General features: G+C 68.8%; 21 protein-coding genes. 5 read left to right on the top strand and 16 right to left on the bottom strand.

Features of this window, described 5'->3' with window-relative positions:
- The first annotated feature begins 72 nt into the window (after nucleotides 1–72).
- The gene (locus AUL34_RS01035; RefSeq protein WP_061929848.1) at nucleotides 73–1,428 is read left to right on the top strand and encodes an Nramp family divalent metal transporter; all 1,356 of its coding nucleotides are present in this window, start codon (nucleotides 73–75) and stop codon (nucleotides 1,426–1,428) included.
- Nucleotides 1,429–1,656: 228 nt separating this feature from the next.
- Here the strand turns inward: AUL34_RS01035 and AUL34_RS01030 are convergent, their stop codons facing one another.
- Together AUL34_RS01030 and AUL34_RS01025 are read right to left on the bottom strand one after the other, a co-directional pair.
- Entirely contained in the window at nucleotides 1,657–3,186 is a 1,530-nt protein-coding gene (locus tag AUL34_RS01030; RefSeq protein ID WP_082653058.1) for an ATP-binding protein, read from the bottom strand.
- Nucleotides 3,183–3,902, bottom strand: a complete 720-nt coding sequence (locus AUL34_RS01025) for a response regulator (RefSeq protein WP_061929845.1) — start codon at nucleotides 3,900–3,902, stop codon at nucleotides 3,183–3,185. Before AUL34_RS01025 ends, AUL34_RS01030 begins: the two co-directional genes overlap by 4 nt.
- Nucleotides 3,903–4,169: 267 nt before the next feature.
- Between AUL34_RS01025 and AUL34_RS01020 the strand changes: the two genes are divergently transcribed.
- The 4 genes from AUL34_RS01020 (at nucleotide 4,170) to AUL34_RS01005 (ending at nucleotide 7,074) form a co-directional block, all read left to right on the top strand.
- Nucleotides 4,170–4,535 (top strand): hypothetical protein, encoded by a 366-nt coding sequence (locus tag AUL34_RS01020; RefSeq protein ID WP_061929842.1) that lies wholly within the window; start codon nucleotides 4,170–4,172, stop codon nucleotides 4,533–4,535.
- Nucleotides 4,536–4,791: 256 nt separating this feature from the next.
- Nucleotides 4,792–5,586 (top strand): carboxymuconolactone decarboxylase family protein, encoded by a 795-nt coding sequence (locus tag AUL34_RS01015; protein WP_061929839.1) that lies wholly within the window; start codon nucleotides 4,792–4,794, stop codon nucleotides 5,584–5,586.
- A gap of 26 nt (nucleotides 5,587–5,612) precedes the next feature.
- Complete coding sequence (locus AUL34_RS01010; RefSeq protein WP_061929836.1) at nucleotides 5,613–6,077, top strand: cupin domain-containing protein; 465 nt, start codon at nucleotides 5,613–5,615, stop codon at nucleotides 6,075–6,077.
- 82 nt (nucleotides 6,078–6,159) lie between these two features.
- Nucleotides 6,160–7,074: a S9 family peptidase gene (locus tag AUL34_RS01005; RefSeq protein ID WP_061929833.1), complete on the top strand. Its 915-nt coding sequence runs from the start codon at nucleotides 6,160–6,162 to the stop codon at nucleotides 7,072–7,074.
- Between the two features lie 6 nt (nucleotides 7,075–7,080).
- Here AUL34_RS01005 and AUL34_RS01000 read toward each other — a convergent pair whose 3' ends face one another.
- From AUL34_RS01000 to AUL34_RS00935, 14 genes are all read right to left on the bottom strand, one after another.
- Nucleotides 7,081–8,160 (bottom strand): ABC transporter ATP-binding protein, encoded by a 1,080-nt coding sequence (locus AUL34_RS01000; RefSeq protein ID WP_061929830.1) that lies wholly within the window; start codon nucleotides 8,158–8,160, stop codon nucleotides 7,081–7,083.
- 51 nt (nucleotides 8,161–8,211) lie between these two features.
- Entirely contained in the window at nucleotides 8,212–9,630 is a 1,419-nt protein-coding gene (locus tag AUL34_RS00995; protein ID WP_061929826.1) for an FAD-binding oxidoreductase, read from the bottom strand.
- A gap of 3 nt (nucleotides 9,631–9,633) precedes the next feature.
- The gene (locus tag AUL34_RS00990; protein ID WP_061929823.1) at nucleotides 9,634–10,491 is read right to left on the bottom strand and encodes a PfkB family carbohydrate kinase; all 858 of its coding nucleotides are present in this window, start codon (nucleotides 10,489–10,491) and stop codon (nucleotides 9,634–9,636) included.
- A gap of 28 nt (nucleotides 10,492–10,519) precedes the next feature.
- On the bottom strand, nucleotides 10,520–11,383 hold the full coding sequence (locus AUL34_RS00985; protein WP_156420720.1) for a carbohydrate ABC transporter permease: 864 nt from the start codon (nucleotides 11,381–11,383) through the stop codon (nucleotides 10,520–10,522).
- Nucleotides 11,380–12,342: a carbohydrate ABC transporter permease gene (locus AUL34_RS00980; protein ID WP_082653057.1), complete on the bottom strand. Its 963-nt coding sequence runs from the start codon at nucleotides 12,340–12,342 to the stop codon at nucleotides 11,380–11,382. The genes AUL34_RS00985 and AUL34_RS00980 overlap by 4 nt, the downstream gene beginning before the upstream one ends.
- A gap of 4 nt (nucleotides 12,343–12,346) precedes the next feature.
- Nucleotides 12,347–13,669: an ABC transporter substrate-binding protein gene (locus tag AUL34_RS00975; RefSeq protein WP_061929820.1), complete on the bottom strand. Its 1,323-nt coding sequence runs from the start codon at nucleotides 13,667–13,669 to the stop codon at nucleotides 12,347–12,349.
- Nucleotides 13,670–13,698: 29 nt separating this feature from the next.
- Complete coding sequence (locus AUL34_RS00970; RefSeq protein WP_061929817.1) at nucleotides 13,699–14,712, bottom strand: SIS domain-containing protein; 1,014 nt, start codon at nucleotides 14,710–14,712, stop codon at nucleotides 13,699–13,701.
- Between the two features lie 177 nt (nucleotides 14,713–14,889).
- Nucleotides 14,890–15,966: a LacI family DNA-binding transcriptional regulator gene (locus tag AUL34_RS00965; RefSeq protein WP_202814925.1), complete on the bottom strand. Its 1,077-nt coding sequence runs from the start codon at nucleotides 15,964–15,966 to the stop codon at nucleotides 14,890–14,892.
- A gap of 201 nt (nucleotides 15,967–16,167) precedes the next feature.
- Nucleotides 16,168–16,365, bottom strand: coding sequence for a hypothetical protein (locus AUL34_RS00960; protein ID WP_061929814.1), 198 nt, complete (start codon nucleotides 16,363–16,365; stop codon nucleotides 16,168–16,170).
- A 110-nt stretch (nucleotides 16,366–16,475) separates the two neighbouring features.
- The gene (locus tag AUL34_RS00955) at nucleotides 16,476–16,694 is read right to left on the bottom strand and encodes a hypothetical protein (RefSeq protein ID WP_061929811.1); all 219 of its coding nucleotides are present in this window, start codon (nucleotides 16,692–16,694) and stop codon (nucleotides 16,476–16,478) included.
- 133 nt (nucleotides 16,695–16,827) lie between these two features.
- Nucleotides 16,828–17,430, bottom strand: coding sequence for a bifunctional 2-polyprenyl-6-hydroxyphenol methylase/3-demethylubiquinol 3-O-methyltransferase UbiG (locus AUL34_RS00950; protein WP_156420719.1), 603 nt, complete (start codon nucleotides 17,428–17,430; stop codon nucleotides 16,828–16,830).
- Entirely contained in the window at nucleotides 17,427–18,143 is a 717-nt protein-coding gene (locus AUL34_RS00945) for a PIG-L deacetylase family protein (protein WP_061929805.1), read from the bottom strand. The genes AUL34_RS00950 and AUL34_RS00945 overlap by 4 nt, the downstream gene beginning before the upstream one ends.
- Nucleotides 18,140–19,234: an acyl-CoA dehydrogenase family protein gene (locus AUL34_RS00940; protein WP_061929802.1), complete on the bottom strand. Its 1,095-nt coding sequence runs from the start codon at nucleotides 19,232–19,234 to the stop codon at nucleotides 18,140–18,142. The genes AUL34_RS00945 and AUL34_RS00940 overlap by 4 nt, the downstream gene beginning before the upstream one ends.
- The gene (locus AUL34_RS00935; protein ID WP_061929799.1) at nucleotides 19,224–20,321 is read right to left on the bottom strand and encodes a glycosyltransferase family 2 protein; all 1,098 of its coding nucleotides are present in this window, start codon (nucleotides 20,319–20,321) and stop codon (nucleotides 19,224–19,226) included. The genes AUL34_RS00940 and AUL34_RS00935 overlap by 11 nt, the downstream gene beginning before the upstream one ends.
- Nucleotides 20,322–20,433 lie beyond the last annotated feature (112 nt).

The raw sequence follows: 20,433 nt of genomic DNA, 5'->3' as shown, positions 1-20,433 counted from the left end.
ACAAAGTTTGTCACTGGACAAACCCTGTGCCGTGAAACAAATCTATGCGATCTCGGAGCGAGGCGCGGAACGATGACCGGTGCGAACGAAGGCGTGGACGATGCCGGGTGGAAGCGGGACCGTGGTGACGGGTCGCTCCTCGACGTCCACCGCACCGTCCGCGTCGACCGGAACGCCCCGCCCTGGCGCAAGGCGGCGGCTTTCCTCGGACCCGGCTACCTCGTCGCCGTCGGCTACATGGATCCCGGCAACTGGGCGACGTCGATCGCCGGGGGGTCGGCCTTCGGCTACACCCTCCTCTTCGTCGCGCTCCTGTCGAACGTCATGGCAATCGTCCTCCAGTCGCTCTGCGCCCGGCTTGCGATCGCGAGCGGTCGCGACCTCGCGCAGGCTTGCCGCGACGCCTATCCGAGCTTCGTCGCGCTGCCGCTCTGGTTCCTCGCCGAGATCGCGATCGTCGCCACCGACATCGCCGAGGTGATCGGCACGGCCATCGGCCTCAACCTTCTGTTCGGGATCCCTCTCGAGATCGGCGTCCTCATCACTGCCATCGACGTGTTCCTGATCCTATGGCTCCAGAGGCTCGGCTTTCGCTGGGTGGAAGCGCTGATCGTGGCGCTCCTCGGCGTCATCGCGGTGTGCTTCGCCGTCCAGATCGCCATGGTCGACCCGAACTGGGGTGATGTGATCCGGGGCTTCGCGCCGACCACCGAGATCGTTTCGAACCCCGAGATGTTGTATCTCGCGTTGGGTATCCTCGGTGCGACCGTGATGCCGCACAACCTCTACCTCCATTCGGGTATCGTGCAGACGCGCGACTACGGCTCGAGCCTGCCGGAGAAGAGCCAGGCGCTGCGCTTCGCGACCATCGACTCCACCGTCGCGCTCTGCTTCGCGCTCCTCGTCAACGCGTCGATCCTGATCCTCGCGGCCGGGGCCTTCCACACCACCGGGCGCACGGGGATCGCCGAACTCGGCGAGGCCCACAGCCTGCTCGCCCCGATCCTCGGGGCCGCCGTCGCGCCGACGCTCTTCGGCATCGCCCTCCTGTGCTGCGGCATCAACTCGACCGTCACCGCGACGCTCGCCGGACAGATCGTGATGGAGGGCTTCCTCGACATCAAGCTCGCGCCGTGGCTCCGGCGCCTCATCACGCGCGTCATCGCCATCGTGCCCGCCGCGTCCGTGACGATCTGGTTCGGGGACGCGGGCACCGCCCGGCTCCTGATCCTCACGCAGGTCGTCCTCAGCCTCCAGCTCTCGTTCGCGGTGTTCCCGCTGGTCATGTTCACCATGGACCGTCGCAAGATGGGCGAGTTGGTGGCCCCGCGCTGGCTGTCGGGTGTCGCCTTATTGATCGCCGTGGCCATCGCGCTCCTGAACGTGAAGCTGCTCTTCGATTTCGTCCTGGGCGCCCGGTCGCATTGACCCATCGCGTCGTTCCGGGCTGCCGGACCCCCCGTGATTGCTGGACTGCGGCATCGGCGTGGTCGACGCGCGGTCCGAGCGGGGATCATGGACGCACGAAGCTCGCCGCGCTCGCGGGATGCTCGGACGAGACGACGTCCCCACGGACGCAGCGGGCCCTAAGGAGAGCCGACGAGTTCCGGCTCGCGTGGCGCATGGACGCGCAGTCGCACGTTCGGAGAATGGCGGTCAGACCGGGAGCGTCACCGCGGCGGAGAGGCCCGGCGAGCGGGGGCGCAGGGTGATGTCGCCGCCGTGCTGGCGCGCGATGGCGCGGGCGATCGACAGGCCGAGCCCGGCGCCGCCGGTCTCGCGAGAGCGCGATCCTTCCAGGCGGTAGAAGGGCGCGAAGACCTCGTCGAGCTTGTCGGCCGGGATGCCCGGCCCGTCGTCGTCCACCACGATCTCGACGCTCGTGCGGGCGGCGACGAGGCGCACATGCGCCTTGCCTGCGTAGCGGGCGGCGTTCTCGACCAGATTGCGCACGGCGCGACGCAAGCCGTCCGGGCGGCAGCGATAGGGCAGGCGATCGCAAGCCTCAAAGGTCACATCGTATCCGAGCTCGGCCAGATCCTCGCACGTGCTTCCGATCAGCGCGCACAGATCGATCGTTCGTGTCGCTTCCGCCGTCGTCTCCTGCCGGATGAGGGCCAGCGTCGCATCCGCCATCGCCTGCATCTCGTCGATCGTCGACAACATCCGTCCCTGTAGGTTCTGGTCCTCGACCAGTTCGGCGCGCAGGCGCAGCGTGGTCAGCGGCGTGCGCAGGTCGTGGCTGATCGCCGCCAGCATCCGCGTCCGGTCCTCCACGAAGCGGTGCAACCGCTCCTGCATCCTGTTGAAGGCCTCGGCCGTCCGGCGGATGTCGTCGGGTCCGGTTTCGCAAAGGGGCGGCCCGGCCTCGCCACGCCCGAGGGACTCGGCCGCCGTCGTCAACTGTCGCAGCGGGCGCGCGATACGCCGCGCCGTGAAGGCGCCTACGAGCGCCACGAGCCCGGCCGTCAGAGCCACCGTGAGAGGCAGCGGCGTCGCCCAGATGGACGGCGCCAGGTGCTTGTAGAAGGCGACGTTCAGCGTCCGTCCATCGCTCAGCGGCACCAGCACGCCCGCGCCGTCCATGTCGGCGTAGTCGACGTAGCGGGCGCGGGCCGGGAAGTCCGCCCCTTCGGCGCCGCCGGCCGCGGGCGTGCTCCACCGGGCCCCTTGAAGGAACTTCGCGACCGTGGCTTCGGGAGACAGGATCGTCTTCACCCCCGGCGCGCCGACCGGGGTGTTCTCGACCCTGATGCCGAAGAGGTCGTGAAGAGGAACCCGGAAACGCGCGAAGGCCTCGTCGAGCCAGCCGTCGAGGTCCGGTGTCGCGCCGTCCGAGATCCAGAAGCGCGAGTAGTCCGTGCTGCTGACGCGCGCGAGATCGCCCTTCAGCTCCGGCGGCGCAACCTCGACGAGGCGGGCGACCGCCGCCGCCCGGCTATGGAGTTCGGTTCGCACCGCGGTCTGGACGGCGCTCTTGTAGCCGTCCCACGAGATGACCAGCGAGATCGCCTGGCTCGCGAAGAAGGCGAGCAGCATGGAGGCCAGGAGCTGGATCGCGAGGCTCTTGTGCCACCACTGAGCAATGCGCCAGCGACGGGCGACTACGAACCATCGCCCTACGGCGCCGAACCGACGGTGGGTGCGCGACGGACGCTTCTGCGAGCGGTCGGCGGCGACGGTCATGGCGCGATCACCTCGGGCACGAAGCTGTAGCCGCCACCCCAGTGGGTCAGGATGATCGTCGGGTTCTTCGGGTCGCTCTCGACCTTCTTGCGCAGGCGGCTGACCTGGTTGTCGATGGCGCGGTCGAAGGGCTCCGCCTCGCGCCCGACGGTGAGGTCGAGGAGCTGGTCGCGCGTCAGAACGGCGCCGGGATGATCCACGAACACCTTGAGGAGGCGGAACTCGGCGGTGCTCAAGGGGACGCCGACGCCGTCCTCGTCCTGCAACTCGCGGCGGCTGACGTCGAGCGTCCAACGATCGAAGCGCAGGGTGGATGGACGCCGGACGGCGCGCGGGGCGCCCGTCGGCCGCGCCCGGCGCAGCACCGCCTTGATGCGGGCCAGCAGCTCGCGCGAGGAGAAGGGCTTCGTCAGGTAGTCGTCGGCACCGAGTTCCAGCCCGATGACGCGATCCGTTTCCTCGGCCCGCGCGGTCAGGAAGATGATCGGTGTCTCGCCGATCGCGCGGATCTCCCGGCACATCGTCAACCCGTCGTCGCCGGGCATCATGATGTCGAGCACGATGAGATCGGGCAGTCCGCGTTCGAGAAGACGGCGCAATGCCCCGCCGTTCTCCGCGACGCTCACCCGGTACCCCTGCTGCTCCAGGTAGTTGCCGACGAGGTCGCGGATGTCCTGGTGGTCGTCGACGACGATGATGTGGGCTACGCTGTCCATCGGAAAGTCCCGAACGCTGGGTCGAGCGCCATTATAATGCCATGGTGCTGGAAAGGCCCGCGAAAAACTGTATCAACTTGTCGCAAGAGCACCCGTTGCTTCCGATCGACTGCACCGATCGATACACTTTTGGGACAATTTCGGACGTCCCCGGCACAGCACTGCGACAACCCCTCGCTAGTCTGATCCTCGTCAAACACGGGGAAGCGGCGCATCGCCAACTTCCCCGATCCAACGGCCCACAGAGGCCTCATCGAGGACAAATCCATGACCAAGACCCGCATCCTTGCCGCCACCCTCCTCGCCGCCGCTTCCTTCGGCACGATGTCCGCCGCCAACGCCGTGGTTCCCGGCTCGGACACCTACGAGCGGGCTCGCGACGGCGCCGCCGTCATGTCCGTGGTCCGGGGCACCGCCTCGAAGGCCAGCGCAACCGCCGCGCAGGACCAGGCGACCTACGGCTTCCCCAACACTGCCCGGTCCTCCAGCGGAGCGCTCGTTCCCGGCTCCCGCTCCGTCGAGGACACGGCCGACCGCGATGCGATGATGAGCGTGATCAACGGCACGCCGGGGGCCAACTTCACGGCCTCGCCCGGCATCGGTTCGATCGTACCGGGTTCCGACAGCTTCTGATCCGACCCGCACGGGCGGCATCTCGGCTCCTGTGGAGCGAGGTGCCGCCCTTGGCATTCATGAGCTGGCGTTATGACAGCTAGCAGATCGGCAGGCCTAATTCGTCCGAGGAACCCGCCCTAATTTCCGCCTCGCGTCCAAACGCATTCGATACTGGCGGGTGCCGGTGAGCCAGGAGACCGTCGCTTCGGCGACGCTCCTCCCGCCCGTCCCCAGGCTGCCAGGCCGGGCGGCACAGACAAAGCGGAGTTTCGGGATGACCCTTCTTGCAGCAACCACGCTGGCGATGGTCGCCATGGCCGGTGCGGCGGCGGCTCAGGACCAGCGGCGCGACATTTCGCGCGTGGCGCCCGAGATCGTTCGCAAGACGGTTCCGCCGCTTGCAGCCTATACCGACGAACTCCTGTTCGCCGATGTGTGGGCGCGTCCCGGTCTTTCGCCCCGCGACCGAAGCTTCGTGACCGTCTCGGCGCTCGTCGCCGGTGGCCATGCCGCCCAGATGCGCGCTCACTTCATGCGGGCGCTCGACAACGGCGTGACGCCGAGCGAACTCGGCGAGACGATAACGCATCTGGCCTTCTACGCGGGCTGGCCTAACGCCATGTCCGCCGTCGCGGTCGCGCGGGATGTCTTCGCGGAACGCGGCATCGGTGGCGACGCCGTTGCCGCCTCTGCCGCCGCACCGCTGCCGGTCGACGGAGCCCAGGAGCGGGCACGCGCGGCTTCGGTCGATGCCAACGTTCGCCCGACGACCCCGGCGCTCGCCGACTACACCGACCGGGTCCTTTTCGCCGACCTCTGGCTCCGGCCCGAACTCGCGCCCCGCGACAGAAGCCTCGTGACCGTGGCCGCGTTGATCGCAGGGGGCAAGGCCGAGCAGCTGCGGTTTCATCTCGGGCGGGCTATGGATGCCGGCATGACCCGGGACGAAGTGGCGGAAGCCGTCACGCATCTGGCCTTCTACACAGGCTGGCCGAACGCCATGTCCGCCGTTCCCGTCCTCAAGGCCGTGTTCGACGACAGGCCGGCCGCCGCATCGCAAACCGACTGACCGACCCCGAACGAAAGGCTCTTTCGATGCTGCTTCTGGCCACCACCATCTTCGCCGGCGCCATGCTCGCGTCCGCCGCCCCCAATCCGGACGTCAGGATCACGAAGGCGGCCGCGAACCCGCCGGCACCCGGACCGGAGGCCTATTTCAGCGGCGAGGTCAGCGTCGCGACGCGCTTCCAGGCCGAGGAGCCTGCGCGCGTCGGCGGCGCGACGGTGACCTTCCAGCCGGGCGCGCGAACGGCGTGGCATACCCATCCACTCGGCCAGACGCTGATCGTCACCGATGGCAGCGGACTGATCCAGCGCGAGGGCGGCCCCGTCGAGGAGATCCGGCCGGGCGACGTCGTCTGGATTCCGCCCGGCGTGAAGCACTGGCATGGCGCGGGTCCGTCCGCCGCGATGACGCACGTCGCGGTCGCCGAGGCGGTGGATGGATCGGCCGTGGAATGGCTCGAGAAGGTGACCGACGACCAGTACGCGGCGCGCTAGCCCGCGCGGCAGGTTCACTCGCCACGAAACCGCCGCGAGCCGGGCGCGGGGTAGGGGTGTTCCCGTCCAGCGGAGACGCCCCATGCTCCTCGACCGCCGCGCCGTCATCGCCATGCTTGCGATGGCACCCATCACCGCCCGCCTCGCGCGCGCGCAGACGCCGGGACCCGCGCCTGCTCCCCTGCCGGAGCCCCGGCTTCTCGGGAGCGACTACCGCACGGCGCGCGAGGGGTTCCGCACCAAACTTCTTCGTCGCGGTCCCGCGCCGGACGAAGGCGATCCGTTGAACGCGCCGCCCGGCGCCGAAGCGCTGCGCTATTCGTCGGCCGGACGTGAGCTCGTCGCCTGGGCGAGCCCGCCGGGCGACGCATCGTCGCTCCGGCCGTCCGTCCTCGTGCTTCATGGCGGCAACGCGATCTGGCATGGGCACTGGCAGGATCTGGCGGCGCCCTTCGTGGCCGCAGGCTATCACGCGCTGATGCCGACGATGCGCGGCGAGAACGGGCAGCCGGGCGACTTCTCCGCCTTCTACGACGAGACCGACGACGTGCTCGCCGCGGCGCAGGCGCTTCGCGCGCGGCCGGGCGTCGATCCCGAGCGTGTCTTCGTCTGCGGCCACAGCGTCGGCGGTACGCTGACGCTTCTGGCGGCGCTGGCCGGCGACTTCCGGGGCGCAGCGGCGCTTTCCCCCTCGCCGGATACGCGCATCTTCTTCCAGCGTTTCGCCGACGACGTTCCGTTCGACATCGCCGACCCGCGCGAAGTGGAGATGCGGTCGGCCGTGTGCTTCGCCTCCGGTTTCCGCTGCCCGGTCCTGATGGCGCACGGCGACCGCGAAACCCGCTCGAGCGGCGCGATCGACCTGACGGTCGCGCGGGCCCGGGCGGCGAACCTCGTCGCCGAACATCGCGTGGTGCCGGGCGACCACATGGGATCGATCCCGGCCGGCATTCGGGAAGCGCTCGGTTTCTTTCGCGCGAATGGAGCGACCGGCTAGCCGCGCCTAGACGGACAGGCCGGCGGCGTCGAAGAAATGCAGCCGCTTCGGGTCCGCCGCGAGGCGGATGGGCGCGCCGCGCCGAACCTCGCCATCGCCCGGCAGCTTGGCGACGACCCGCCCGCCCGTGTCCGTTCCGAGCTGGACGTGGACGAGCTGCACCTCGCCGAGCTGCTCGATGAACTCGACCCGGCCCTCGAGAATGGCGTCCTCGCCGGTCGCTTCCCGCAGGTCTTCCGGGCGCACACCGAGGCTCGCCACCCCGTCGGGGCGAGGCCGGGAAGGCAACGTTATCGGTGCGGCGCCACCGGCCACGCGAATGGCGGGCGACGCGCGGGATCCTTCCGCGACAGCTGGAAGAATGTTCATGGCCGGCGACCCGATGAACTGCGCGACGAAGCGGTTCGCCGGCTTGCGGTAGAGTTCCATCGGCGTGCCGATCTGCTCGATGCGTCCGTCCCGCAGCACCACGATGCGGTCCGCCAGCGTCATCGCCTCGACCTGGTCGTGCGTGACGTAGATCATGGTGGTGTTCGGCATCTGCTCCTTGAGCCGCGCGATCTCGATCCGGGTCGCCACGCGCAGCGCCGCGTCGAGGTTGGACAGGGGCTCGTCGAACAGGAACACCTTCGGGTCGCGCACGATGGCCCGCCCGATCGCCACGCGCTGGCGCTGGCCGCCGGACAGGGCCTTGGGAACGCGCCCGAGATAGGCCGTCAGCTGCAGGATCTCGGCGGCCTGCCGCACGCGCCGGTCGATCTCGGGCTTGGCGGTGCCGGCGATCCGCATGCCGAAGGCCATGTTCTCGTAGACGGTCATGTGCGGATAGAGCGCATAGGACTGGAACACCATCGAGATGCCGCGCTGCGCCGGCGGCACGTCGTTCATCGCCTCGCCGTCGAGATGGAACGTGCCGGAGGTGATCTCTTCGAGGCCCGCGATGGACCGCAGGAGGGTGGACTTGCCGCAGCCTGACGGCCCGACGAAGACCACGAGCTCACCGGAGGGGATGTCGAGGTCGATGTCGTCCAGGATGGTGAGATTTCCATAGGACTTGCGGATCTTGCGCAGGGTCAGATGGGCCATGGGGCGTGTCCCGGATGCGAGAGGTGAGGGAAGCCGGAGTGCAGCGGGCCGCTAGTGCTCGCTGGCGCCGGGCGCCATGCGCGACGCCCAGCGGACGAGCGCGCCCGGTTGGCGGTTCTGGATCTCAGCGTCGTTCATCCGGCGGATGGCGCCGCGCACGAGGCGCGAGCCGATGTAGCGGATGGGCTCGGGCGGAAGCTTCGTGCGCTTCTCGATCCCGACGAGGCCGCAGGCGCTCCATTCGTCGCGCCGGCCGAGCACGAGGCTGGCGAGGATGCGCCCGCCGATCGGCGTCTGGGCGATGCCGGTGCCGTTGAAGCCCATGCCGTAGAAGACGTTGGGATGCTCGCGCAGATGGTCGAAGACCGGGACGTGCTCGGGTACGCAGTCGATCGGCCCGGACCAGTCGTATTCTACCGCGACGCCGCGAAGGCTCGGGTAGACGCGATGCAGCTCGCGAATGTTGTCTCGGCCATGGGAGGGACTGCGGTTGAAGCTCGCGCCGAAGTCGCCGAGATAGGCGACCCCGCCGCTGCCCCGGCCGAACACGACGCGCCCGCGCGGCGTGCGCTGATAGTACAGGACCTGCCGCTGCGAGTCGCAGATCGAGGCCCCGTCGCGCCAGCCGATCCGCTCCAGCTCCTCCGGAACCTCCGCGGTCGCGATCACTTGGCTGTCCACCACATAGAGATGGCGGCGCAGCTCGGGGATGGCGGACAGCCAGGCGTTGGCGGCCAGCACCACCCGCCGCGCGGTCAACGTGCCGTTCCCCGTGCGAAGACGACAGGTCTCGCCGGTCTCGATGTCGAGCACGGGGCTCTTCTCGTGGATCGCGACGCCCCGCGAGAGCGCCAGCGCCCGCAGGCCGATCGCGAGCTTGGCCGGATGGATCGTCCCGGCGTCCCGCTCGACGACCCCGGCATAGGACGCAGACGAGCCCGTCCGGCTCTCGATCTCGGCGGCGGTGAGGTGCTCGAACCGAGCCTCGCCCGCTTCTTCGGTCATTCGCACGGCCTGGGCCCAGGACCCCTCCTGGGCGATCGAGCTCGCCGTCCAGAACCAACCGTTCAACCGGAGGTCCATGTCGATCGTGCCGTCGGCTTGGAGCGCCTCGAGTTCGCGGATCGATGCGACCGATGCGCGGCACAGCCGCAGCGCCTCCTCGCGGCCCGCGACGGCCGCGATCTGGTCGAACCCGGCGAACCAGGAATGGACCTGCCCGCCGTTGCGCCCGGAAGCACCCGAGCCGCAGAAGTCGGCTTCGAGGATCGTGATGCGGGTCTCGGGCGCGAGGTCGAGGATGCGAAGCGCGGTCCACAGCCCGGTATACCCACCGCCGACGATCGCGACGTCGGCTTCCGCAGCCCCGGCGAGGGGGGACGTCGCGGCTCCGGCGCCGATGTCCTGCAGCCAGAAGGACCGGTCGGTCTTCGCAGCCACGGCCGGCTGTCTCAGGCGAAGCGTCGGCATGGGTCAGGCCTCCTGTCCGGCGGCGATGACGCCCGCATATTTCTCGGGCAGCCAGTCCGGGATGCGGCGCAGCGTCTGGGGAAAGCCGCCGAGATGGCGGCAGGTCTCGCCGGCGGCCGCGCAGGCCATGCGCAGCGCCTCGTCGGCGTCCCGGCGGTCGACGAGGTGGGCGGTGACGAAGGTGGCGATGAAGCTGTCGCCGGCCCCGCAGGTATCCACCACATCGACAGGCATTGCCAGCGCGTGGCGCAGGTGAGACCCGTCGTCGAAGAAGGCGCCCCGGCTGCCGCAGGTGACCACCACGCGGCCGGCGCCGAGCGCGCGAAGCTGCGCGATCAGCGGTGCCGGATCGAAGCCCGCCTCGTCCGACCCGGAGGCGAAGACGAGCGGCGCGCCGCAGAGCGAAAGGGCGTCGTGATGCGTCGAGACATCGACGCTGAACGGCACCCGTCCAGCGGCGAGGCGGCGCACGAGGTCGGGGTTGGAATGGGTGCCGAGGTGGACCCAGGCGGCCTCGCCGACCGCTGCGAAGGCGGAGGGCGCCGGCATGTAGTTCTCGCCGACGCCGAGCGATTCGGTGAGGATGATCCGGTCGCCCTCCCGGTCGCGCAGAAGGGTGACGGCGGTCTCGCCGGGCCGGACCTCCACGTCGCCGCGCCGGAGGCCTGCGGTCTCGATCTCGGCCAGCATGACATCTCCCTCCGGATCCGGACCCACGGTCCCGAAGTAGCGGGCATCACGGCCCATGCGCCGCCACTGCACGGCGACGTTGAGGGCGTTGCCGCCGACCGCGAGCATGTCCTTGGAGAGAAAGGCGTCGAGGCAATTGTCGCCGATGGCGACGAGGGGTGCAGTGGTCATGTCGATCGGTCGCTTGGCTGGCGCAGGCTCACTTTCCGATGCCTTCCGAGAGGCCGCGGATGAAGTATCGCTGGGCGGCGAAGAAGATGAGGACGATAGGGAGCGCCGAGATCGTCATAGCGGCGAAGACGACGGCGTAGTTCGTGCCGTGGGTCGCCATGATGGAGGTGAGGCCGACGGGCAGCGTCTGGACGTCCGAGCCGCTCGTGAAGACCATCGCGAAGAGATACTCGTTCCAGGCGAAGAGCACGTGCAGGATGACGCAGGAGATGATGATCGGCCGGCACAGCGGTAGCGTGATCTTCCAGAAGATCTGGCCTTCGCTCGCCCCGTCCAGCCGGGCGGCCTCGTCGAGGTCGCGCGGCAGGTCGATCATGTAGGCGCGGATGAGGAACGTGCTGAACGGCACCCGGAAGGCCGTGTAGAGGATGATCAGCGCCCAGTAGGTGTTGTAGAGCCCCAGCGACTGGAGCATGCGCACCAGCGGGATCAGCGCCACGGTCGGGCTGAGCATGAGGCCGCCGAGAATGAGCCCGACCACCAGCGATTTGCCGGGCATCGGCGTGCGGGTGAGGCCGTAGGCCGTCCAGGCGCTGATCAGCACCGTGGTGACGGCCGAGACGACGGTGACGAGCGCGCTGATCGCCACGTAGTCGCGCACGCCCTGATTCCAGGCCGAGACATAGTTGCCCCAGGCCCAGTGGGCGGGAAGCGCGAACGGGTTGCCGAAGATCTCGGCATTGCTCTTCAGGCCGCTGAGCGCCATCCAGACGAGGGGATAGATGACGACGAGCCCGAGGCAGACGAGGAACGCCAGGGCGAAGGCGCGGCCGATCGCGGGCCAGAAGGCACCATGGCCGGGGCGGCGCTGGGCGGGGGCGAGCGCGCTCACAGCTCGACCCTCCGCCGCCGCGTGTACCAGAGCTGGGCGGCCCCGGTGAGCATCGTCACGACGAAGATGACGCTGGCGATCGCAGCGCCGTAGCCGAAATTGTTCTCGATGAAGCCCTGCTGGTAGAGCCAAGTGCCGAGGACGTGGCTCGAATTGTTGGGACCGCCGCCGGTCATCACCATCACCTCGTTGAAGACCTGGAAGGCGCCGGTGATGGTGACGATCACCATCAGCCCGGTCATCTCGCGCGTCATCGGCAGCGTCACGCTCCACAGGCGGCGGAAGGGACCGGCTCCGTCCATGACGGCGGCGTCGTAGAGCTCGCGCGGAATGCGCTGGATCGCCACCGCGAAGAGAAGGGTCGAATAGCCGAACCCCTGCCACTGGCTCATGGCGATGATCGCATAGATCGCCGTCTGCGGATCGCCGAGCCAGGCATGGCCGAGGCCGCCGAGGCCGATGCTTGCGAGTCCGGCGTCGAGGAGCCCGATGCGCGGCTGGTAGATGAAGTAGAACAGAAGGCCGGTCACGGTGATCGAGATGGCCGAAGGCACGAAGTAGACAGCACGCCAGAAGCGCCGCGCCCGTTCGCTCGCCAGTCCCTCGATCAGCGCCGCGAGCAGGAACGCGCCCGCCACCTGGAAGACGATCGAGATCAGGGCGTAGGCGACGTTGTTCCAGAGCGCCGTGCGGACCACGGGGTCGCCCCAGAGCCGAGCGTAGTTGGCGAGACCGATATAGGTGGTCTCGCCGGTGAAGATGTCCTCGTCCGTGGTGCTGACCACGAAGTTGTCGACGATCGGGTAGTAGACGAACCAGCCGACGAGGATGACGGCCGCCGCCGCCCAACGCAGCGAGAACCAGTCGCGGGTGGCGCGTGCGAAGCGCCGGGGTTTCGCGCGGGCGGCGGCGGCGATACCGACGCCGCCCTCCACATCCAGGGGACCGGTGCTCGACATGCCGTTACTTCGAGGCCGCCGCGGCTTGCCGGACCGTCTCCATGACCTCGTCGGGCGACATGGTGCCGCCGAGCAGGGCCTGGAGACTGGACAGCCAGGCCGAGGCGACGCGCGGCGGGTTCACCGTGTCGAGCCAGGGCATGAGGTAGGAGGCCTCGCCGATCTGTTTGAGGCCTTCCACCACGGCTGGGTTCATCGCTTCCGGCGCGGCTCCTCCGAGCGTCGCGCTCGGCTGGCCGTAGGGCGGAGCCGACAGCACGCGACCGTTCTCCTTCGAGGTCACGAACTTCATGAAGTCGATCGCGAGCGGCACGTTCTTCGAATCCGAAGAGATCATGTAGCCCTCCGGCGCGCCCTCGATCGCCTTCGGATCACCCTTGGCGCCGGCGGGAACCGGCAGGGTGAAGAAGCCGAAATCCTCGCGCTTCAGCGCATCGGCGGCCGTCGACTGATCGAACTCGATGATTTCCTGATAATACATCGCCGACTGGCCGTTGCTGAAGGCTTGCAGCGCGGATGCGTAGGACGATCCGTTCACCGCCGCGCCGTCGCTGCAGCGATCGTTGAGCGACTTCAGCTGGGCCAGCGCCTGCCCGTAGCCCGCGTCGTCGTAGGTCGCGGTCTTGGGGTCGAAGTCCTTTTCCAGGACCGACTGCGGCACATTGTAGGCCAGGAGCTGGCCGGCATAGTGGACCGCCGGCCAGGACTCCTTGTTGCCGAAGGAGATCGGCACGACCCCGGCTTTGCGAAGCGTGTCGCAGGCCGACAGCAGGTCCTCGAACGTCTTCGGCTCCGACACGCCGTGCTGTGCGAAGATCGCCCTGTTGTAGCCCATGAACTTGGCGTCGAGATAAAGCGGGATGCCGTAGTTCTTGCCGTTGTAGACGAAGGCCTTGACGGCGGCGGGAGCCAGCATGCCGCCCCATTCCGTGCCGTCGCCGATGACCTTGGTCAGGTCGACGGCGCGTTTGCCGCGCACGAAGTTGGACCCCCAGCTTCCGGTCCAGGAGAAGAAGACGTCCGGCAGCGAGTTGGAGGCGACCAGCGTCTTGGTCTTGCCCTTCACGCTGTCGTCGCTCTCCTGGATCAGCTCCACCGTGACGCCCGGATGCAGCTTCTGGTACTCCGCCGCCATGGTCTGGAAGAAGGGCGAAAGCTGCTGGAGGCCGAACTTGGTGAGAACCGAGATCGTGCCCTCGTAGGTGACGGGCGCGTTCGGCTCCGCCTCGACGACCTGTCCGGGGGCGGCCAGCGCCACCCCGGCGGAGAGCGCCAGGGCGGAGACGGCGGCGAGCGCTGCGGACGCGATAGGCATGCACCGTGTCATGGACGTATCCTTCCGTTGTCGAGGGGGGCTCAGTATTCGACGCGCTTGTAGTAGCGGCGCGTCGTCAGCGGATGGTCGCGCAGGACCTCGAGATGCGCACTGAGGCGCTCCAGAAGCGTCGCGAGGAGGGCGGGAGAGACGAGCTTTCGGGTTTCCGCCGAGACGCCCGGCAGCGCCACCGAGGCGGCATCCAGCACGCGCACCTTGTCGGTGTAGCGCTTGGCGAAGGCCTCGACGCGGTCCGACAGCGGTCGCAGGGCGTCCTCGCCCTTGAACACGAAGACGCTGACGCCCGGCTCCACCAGTTCGAGCGTGCCGTGGAAGAAGTCGGCCGCGTGGACCGGACGGGTGCGGATCCACTGCATCTCTTCCAGGATGCACATGCCGTAGTAGTGGGCTTCCGGCCAGACGGAGCCCGCGCCGGTGAAGATGTGGTAGGTCTCGTCCTTGATCGTGGCGGCGAGCTTGGCCGCCTCGTCCTCGAAGCTCGCCTTGGCCGCAGCCATGAGTTCCGGCAGTTTCTCGAGCTCGGCGATCGTCTCCTCGTAGCGATCGAACTCGCCACGCTCGGCCAGAAGCGCCAGAACCAGGATCAGCGTCTGCAGGTAGAAGGACTCCGAGGAGGTGTCGTCCTCGGCGAAGTTCGTGAAGTTGTGGTCGGTTTCCTGCGCCAGCGGCGTGTCGGCATGACCGGTGAGCGAGAGCGTCTTCACGCCGCGCGCCTTCAGGAACGACAGAAGCTGGACGCTCTCCTTCGTGGTGCCGGACAGTGACGGCATGATCACCAGTGCCTTCGCGTCCAGTCCGGCCGGCGGATCGAGCACCACCTGAGCGGGAAGCGCGGCGGAAACGGGGAAGGTCGACAGGCGCTGGGCCACGTCGATCGCCGGGAAGGTGAGAAGCTGCACGCCGCCGGTGCCCATGAAGAAGAGCCGTTCGACCCCCCCGTCCAGAAGCTCACGCATCAGCGGGCGGGCCTGCGCGGCGATGCCGACGGCACCGGTCTGGATCCTGACGAAACGGTCCTTGTCGAAGTTGAGCATGGGGTCCTTCCCTGATGACGCGGGTGTCGGCCAAGCGGCCGAAAGCGCGGGGAGCGGCGCGTTCGTCGCGCTGGCGTCTCCCCTTTCGAACTGGATGTGAGATCGATCTCACACGCGCATCAGGCTATGCTTCCGCCGGTTTGGCAAGCGGAAATTTCGATGCCGATCGAAAGCTGGCTAAATGTGTTGGGGCGGGAGCACCGAACCGCGCACGATCAGGCGGGTGGGAAAGGTTACCCGTCGCGCAGGCCCGCCCTTGCCCGCCAGGCGGTCCATCAGCAGCTTGGCGGCGAGAGGACCCATCTCGGGGATCGGCTGGGATACGACCGTGATCTGGGGATCGGTGAAGGTCGCGAGGTTGAAATCGTCGAAGCCGACCAGCGAAACCTGATGCGGAATCGACAGGCCCATGGATCGAAGACCGAGCAGCGCGCCCTGCGTCATCAGGCTGTCGACGGTGAAGAGCGCGGTCGGACGCTGGCGGCGGCTGAACAGACGGATCGTCGCCTGCACCGCGTGGTCGACGGTGGAGCGAGACACGACGACCAGCCCGTCGTCCGGCTCGATGCCATGGCTCGCCAGGGCGTTGCGATAGCCCGCAAGGCGCTCTCTGGCGGTGAAGATGCGCGAATCGTCGCCGAGGAAGCCGATGCGCCGATGGCCCTGCGCGATGAGGTAATCGACAGCCGTCCGCGCGCCGCCCTCGTTGTCGACGACGATCGTGTCGCAGTCGACACCGGCAGCGACGCGGTCAATCAGCACGAAGGGTATGCCCGCACGCGCGATGGCGGCGATATGGGCGTTGTCGTGGCCCGACGTTGGCGCGAGAACGATCCCACGGATGCTGAGGGAGCGAAGCCGCTCCAGAAGCTCGCGCTCCTGGCCGACATCCTCCTCGCTGCTGGCAATGAGCAGGTTGTGGCGGACTTTGCGCAGTTCGGACTCGAGATCGTGGGCGATGCGGGCGAAGAACGGGTTCTGGATATCGCCGGGAACGAAGCCGATCAGGGGGAGCTGGCCGCTGCGCAACGCCTGCGCCACATGGTTCGCGCGGTAACCCAGGCGCTCGGCGGCCTCGAGAATCCGTGTGGCGGTTTCACCGCCGACATAGCCGTAGCTGTTGAGGGCACGCGCCGCCGTCGCGCGCGAGACCTGGGCTGCCGCCGCCACATCCTTCAGGGTGACGACCTTGCGGTTGGTCTCGTCCGGAGCGTTGCCGTCCGGTTTCGCCCGCCCCGCCTTCTCGTCAGCCACTGTCCTGTCCTGTGCGTCTATACATTGGGGCGAACGGGATCGGCACCCGTCGCGCGGCCGCTACCTGCGCAGGTGGAACGGCCCATGGCAAGACGGGAGGTGAGAGCAGGGGGAACCCCGATGGGCAACGTCCGCCGCACGACACACGGCCCGTGTCGGTGCTCCGAGCCACCGAGACCGCGCGGGTCCGTCCGGAGCGGTTCAGCCCTCGACGCGGATCCTGCCGCTGGAGGACTGATCGAAGCCCTGCCGCCACGACATGCCGTCTGCGCTGCCGGATCGATAGGGGTTGTCGTGGGCGGAAAAGCCCCGCCGGGCGGCCTCCGCGCCTTCCAGGCGCACATGGTCGTCACGGGTCATCGGACTTGGCATGGCCATCGCGGCGTGGTTGGCGAGCACGGCTTCCTCCTGTTCTTGTTGAAGAAAGCCTCGGGCAAAGACGTTGCGCAAAGCTGAAGCGGGTTTGGTGCGATGCGGTCGAGGCGGCGGTGCGCGTTGGCGTCGGTCGGCTATGTCGGGCGGGCGCCGTCGGATTCGCAGACGGGAACGCCGGCATCCTCGCTTTCGGACTTCAGAACCGAGGCGACGATGGTCGGGGTCAGAGGCGAGGGGGCGCCCACTTCCAGGAGCGAGCGGACATGGCGGTCGAGGTCGAGGGGTTCGGAACTCCTGACCGCGTCGTTGACGAGGTCGGCGATGCCGAGGGCGATGTCGAGATGAGTGGTCATCAGTTGCTTTCCCGAGAGGAGGGCACCGATAGGATCACGCAGGGACACGAAGTGCCATTTTGAAGCACGCCAGGAGTTTAGGTGGTTTTTCCGTAAAGGAAAGCCGAACCCGGTCGGTTTTCGCACCACCGTCTCACGCGCGAGGGACCTTCGACGGCCGAACGCGACGCCGGAAAGCCGCAACGGCGTAGCGACCATGCCGCTGGTCGAGGACGCGGAGCATGCTGCGAGCGAACATCCGGCAGAGGCGGGCCTGCGCGAGCGCCGGCAGCTGCGCGGCGTCGTCGAAGGGCACGACGTGATGCAGCACGACGATCCGTCCGCCCGGCGCGAGCGACTGCATCATCCGCTGGCCAAGCGCCGCCAAGTCGAGAGGCGAAAGGTAATAGGCGATCTCGGACACGACGATCAGGTCGAACGGACCGCCGGGAATGCCGCCGGGAAGCACGCCGTGGCGATAATCGATCCGCGCGTCGTGGGGTGTGAGGCGGCGCGCCGTTTCCAGCGCCGTCGGCGCACCGTCGGTGGCGACGAGCGTCAGGCAGCGCGAGGCGAGGGCGCGCGAGTTCTCCCCGATCGCGCAGGCGAGTTCCAGTCCGCGACCCAGCCGCTGCGGGCCGCAGGCGCGCAGGAGGGTGCGGCGCTTCATCGCCTCGAAGGCGGACGTCCGGTAGTTCCAGGGATCGCTGGAGACCTTGAACTTCGTCTCGAAGCCGTCGAGGTCGATGGGCTTCACGAAAGCGGCCGCCAATAGCTTTCCACCGGTCCCACCAGCCTGTCGATCGTCGCTTCGGTCAGCCGGAAGGCCGTCGGATCGTCGTGGATCAAGGGTTCCGTCTGCGTTCGGTGGGCGGCGACCGCGCGGCGCTTGGGCGCCAGCGCCCCGCCGACTGCGAAGGAAACGCGCTCCATCTCGCCCGGCTTCGGGTGATCCCCCGGCGCGCCGATCTCGTCGAGCCAGATCGCGTATTCCAGGGTGAGCGGCTGCAGTCCTGCCTGGTTGAGCGCACGGCGGAACAGGCTCCAGGCGTCCCGGTGATCGCGATGGGGGTCGCGCCTCCACGGCAGGAGGACGAGGTCGGGCCGTACGTCGCGCACGACGCTTCCCGCCGCCTCGAGCGCAGCGATATGGTCTGGCGTGCCCTCCGCCGGCATGTCGGCGTCGCGCAGCCGCATGAAGGTGCGTCCCACCTCGCCAAGGCCGAGCGCAGCCAGGGCTTCCGCCCCCTCGGCTTCGCGGGCGGCCGCCAGACGTGTCCGTGGCCAGGTGGGGGAGTTCGGATGCGAGGCGCCGCCGTCGGTGACGAAGGCGACATGAATGGTGCGACCGAGACGGCCGAGATGCCACATCACCGCACCGCAGCCGAGCGCCTCATCGTCGGGATGGGGGGCGACGGCAAGGATCCGGCGGGCTTCGAGCCTCGACGGGTCGAGAAGCGGCGTCGTCATGGCCGGGAACCGTCGAAGGCGCGCCCGGGCTCCCAGACCCCGTCGGCGATGGCGGCGCCGAGGCCCGCGAGGGCACCGTCGGGATTGGGCTGGCGCAGGTAGGTGCGCAGATCGCGCACGAGGCGCTCCAGCGGATGGGGCGCGATCAGCCCGCCCGCGCCCACACCCCGCTCGGCCTCTTCCAGAACGCCGAGTGCCAGCGCCTCGACGGCGCCGCGCGCGGCGTTGACGGTCGCGACGAGCGGCTCCGGCGGCGCCCGTCCGGCGGCGACGTCCATCCATTCCCGCGCGGCCCGGTCGAGCCAGCCGTAGCCACCCTCGACCGCCGCACCCATCCGCGCCACGCGGTGCGCCTGATAGGGATCGCCGATGCGACGGGTGTCTTTCAGATGCGCCACCGCCGTGTCGTAGACCGCATGCATGCCGCCGACATGGACGGCGACGAAGCGGATCGCCCCGGCGAAGAACCACGGCGCCTCGAGGTAGGCGTCGGGCGCGCCGAGGATCATCTCGTCCGTCACGGCGACGCCGGTGAAGTCCACCACGTGGCTGCCCGAAGCCCGCATTCCCAGCGGCTGCCACCACGAACGATCGACCGGCAGCCCTTCCAGCGGCACGACGATCATCACGCGGCCCGTCGGCCCCGGAACGGTGACGACCGCATGCGACAGCCCATCGACGCCCGACGCGTAGTTCTTGGCGCCCTGCAGCCGACCGTCCGCCAGTCGCAGCGGCGCGTCGGGCTTGTCGGTGTTCCAGACGCCGAACACGTGCCCATCCTCGGCCAGCGCGTCGTAGCGCGCGCGCTGCCCCGGCGTGCCATGGCGGCGGATCAGCGCCAATGCGTTGACATGCCCCTCGAAGATCCGGCCGGTGGGCAGGTCGCCGCGTCCGATCTCGGCCAGAAGGCGAAGAAGACCACCGATCTCCCCGTCGCCCAGCAGCGGCTCGGCGACGAGGCCGTGAGCGCGCAGGACGCCGAACGCGGCTTCGGGGAAGCCGCCGTCACGGTCACGCTCGGCCGCTTCGGCGCCGAGCGCTTCGTGAAGCGCGGGACGGCTTAGGCCGGGTTCGAAGCGTTCAAGCCGCACGCAATGTTCCTTCGTAGTCGGCGATCAGGGCCTGGATACGGGCAATGGCTTCGCCGGCGGGCATGCTGGGCTCGGGATCGGGCTCGTCCGGCGCAAAGCGTTCCACGAACCAACCGGGCGCCGGTGCTTCCCCACCGGCAGCCAGCGCCGAAGGGTCGATCCCGAGTGCCGCCGCCGCCGTGCTGCGGGCCAGCGGCGGCAGATCCGCGAGCTTTCGCACGGCGCGCCGCCGCTGCAACCGCGCTTCCAACCCGGCGGGATCTTCGACCAGAAGAGGCAGACCCTCCGTCTCGGCCCGCAGCCATGCCTTCAGGCAATCGGCCATGCCTCCTCGCGCCCGGCCGATGAGCCGCGCCGACACCTCGACGCGCACGTCCAGCGGATGCACGAGGAGAGCGCCCGCTGCGCGGGCCGCCACCACGAGTGCCAGATCCTCGCGGCGGGGCAGAGGCGGCAGACCACCGACCGCACGATAGATCTCGGTTCGTATGGCAAGGCTGCCGCCCGTGTGATCGGAGTGACGCGGCCAGGGATCGTGATCGAGCGGATCGATCAGTGCCGCCAGGCGGTCACAGTGCATCGCATAGGTGGCCGCGGCTGCGGCTCGCGCGTTGAAGGCGGCGCCGAGACGCTCTTCTTCCCAGCGGTTTCCGTAGAGCTTGCCGCCGACGAGGTCCGCCCCCCGATCGATCGCCCGCAGGGTCGCGCCGATCCAGCCGGGATCGGGCACGGCGTCCGCATCCGTGGTGAGGATGACGCCCCGCTCCGGGGGGCAGGCGGCGGCGGCACGCTCCATCGCCATGCGCCGGGCCGTTCCGACATGGGCCACGGGCGCCGGCAGGTCGATGTCGATCAGATCGACGCGGAGCCTGCCGAGGCTCGGGAAGACGTCGCCCACCGCCTCACGCGTCCGGTCCGTGCAATTGTTGAGAAGAAGGACCACCAGAACGCGATCGGAAGCGTCGTCGCACCACGACTGATCGTTCAGCGCGCGCAGAAGATTGGCGATCCGCTTCTCTTCGTTTCGAACCGGCACGGCGATGACCGGATGCCAGTGATGTCCCGGCGAGTGTCCAGCTATCGGCAAACCGCTTGTCCTCCGCCCGCCGCGGACATGTCCGCAAGGCATCCTACGAAGGTGGACCTCGCGCCTCCCGCGCATAGGGGCGAAGGCTTGGCGGACGGCGCGATGTTTTGGT

The organism is Aureimonas sp. AU22, from assembly GCF_001463745.1.
Lineage (GTDB): Bacteria > Pseudomonadota > Alphaproteobacteria > Rhizobiales > Rhizobiaceae > Aureimonas.
The sequence above is the reverse complement of the archived record's forward strand: the minus strand, read 5'-3'. Positions and strand labels throughout refer to the sequence as shown.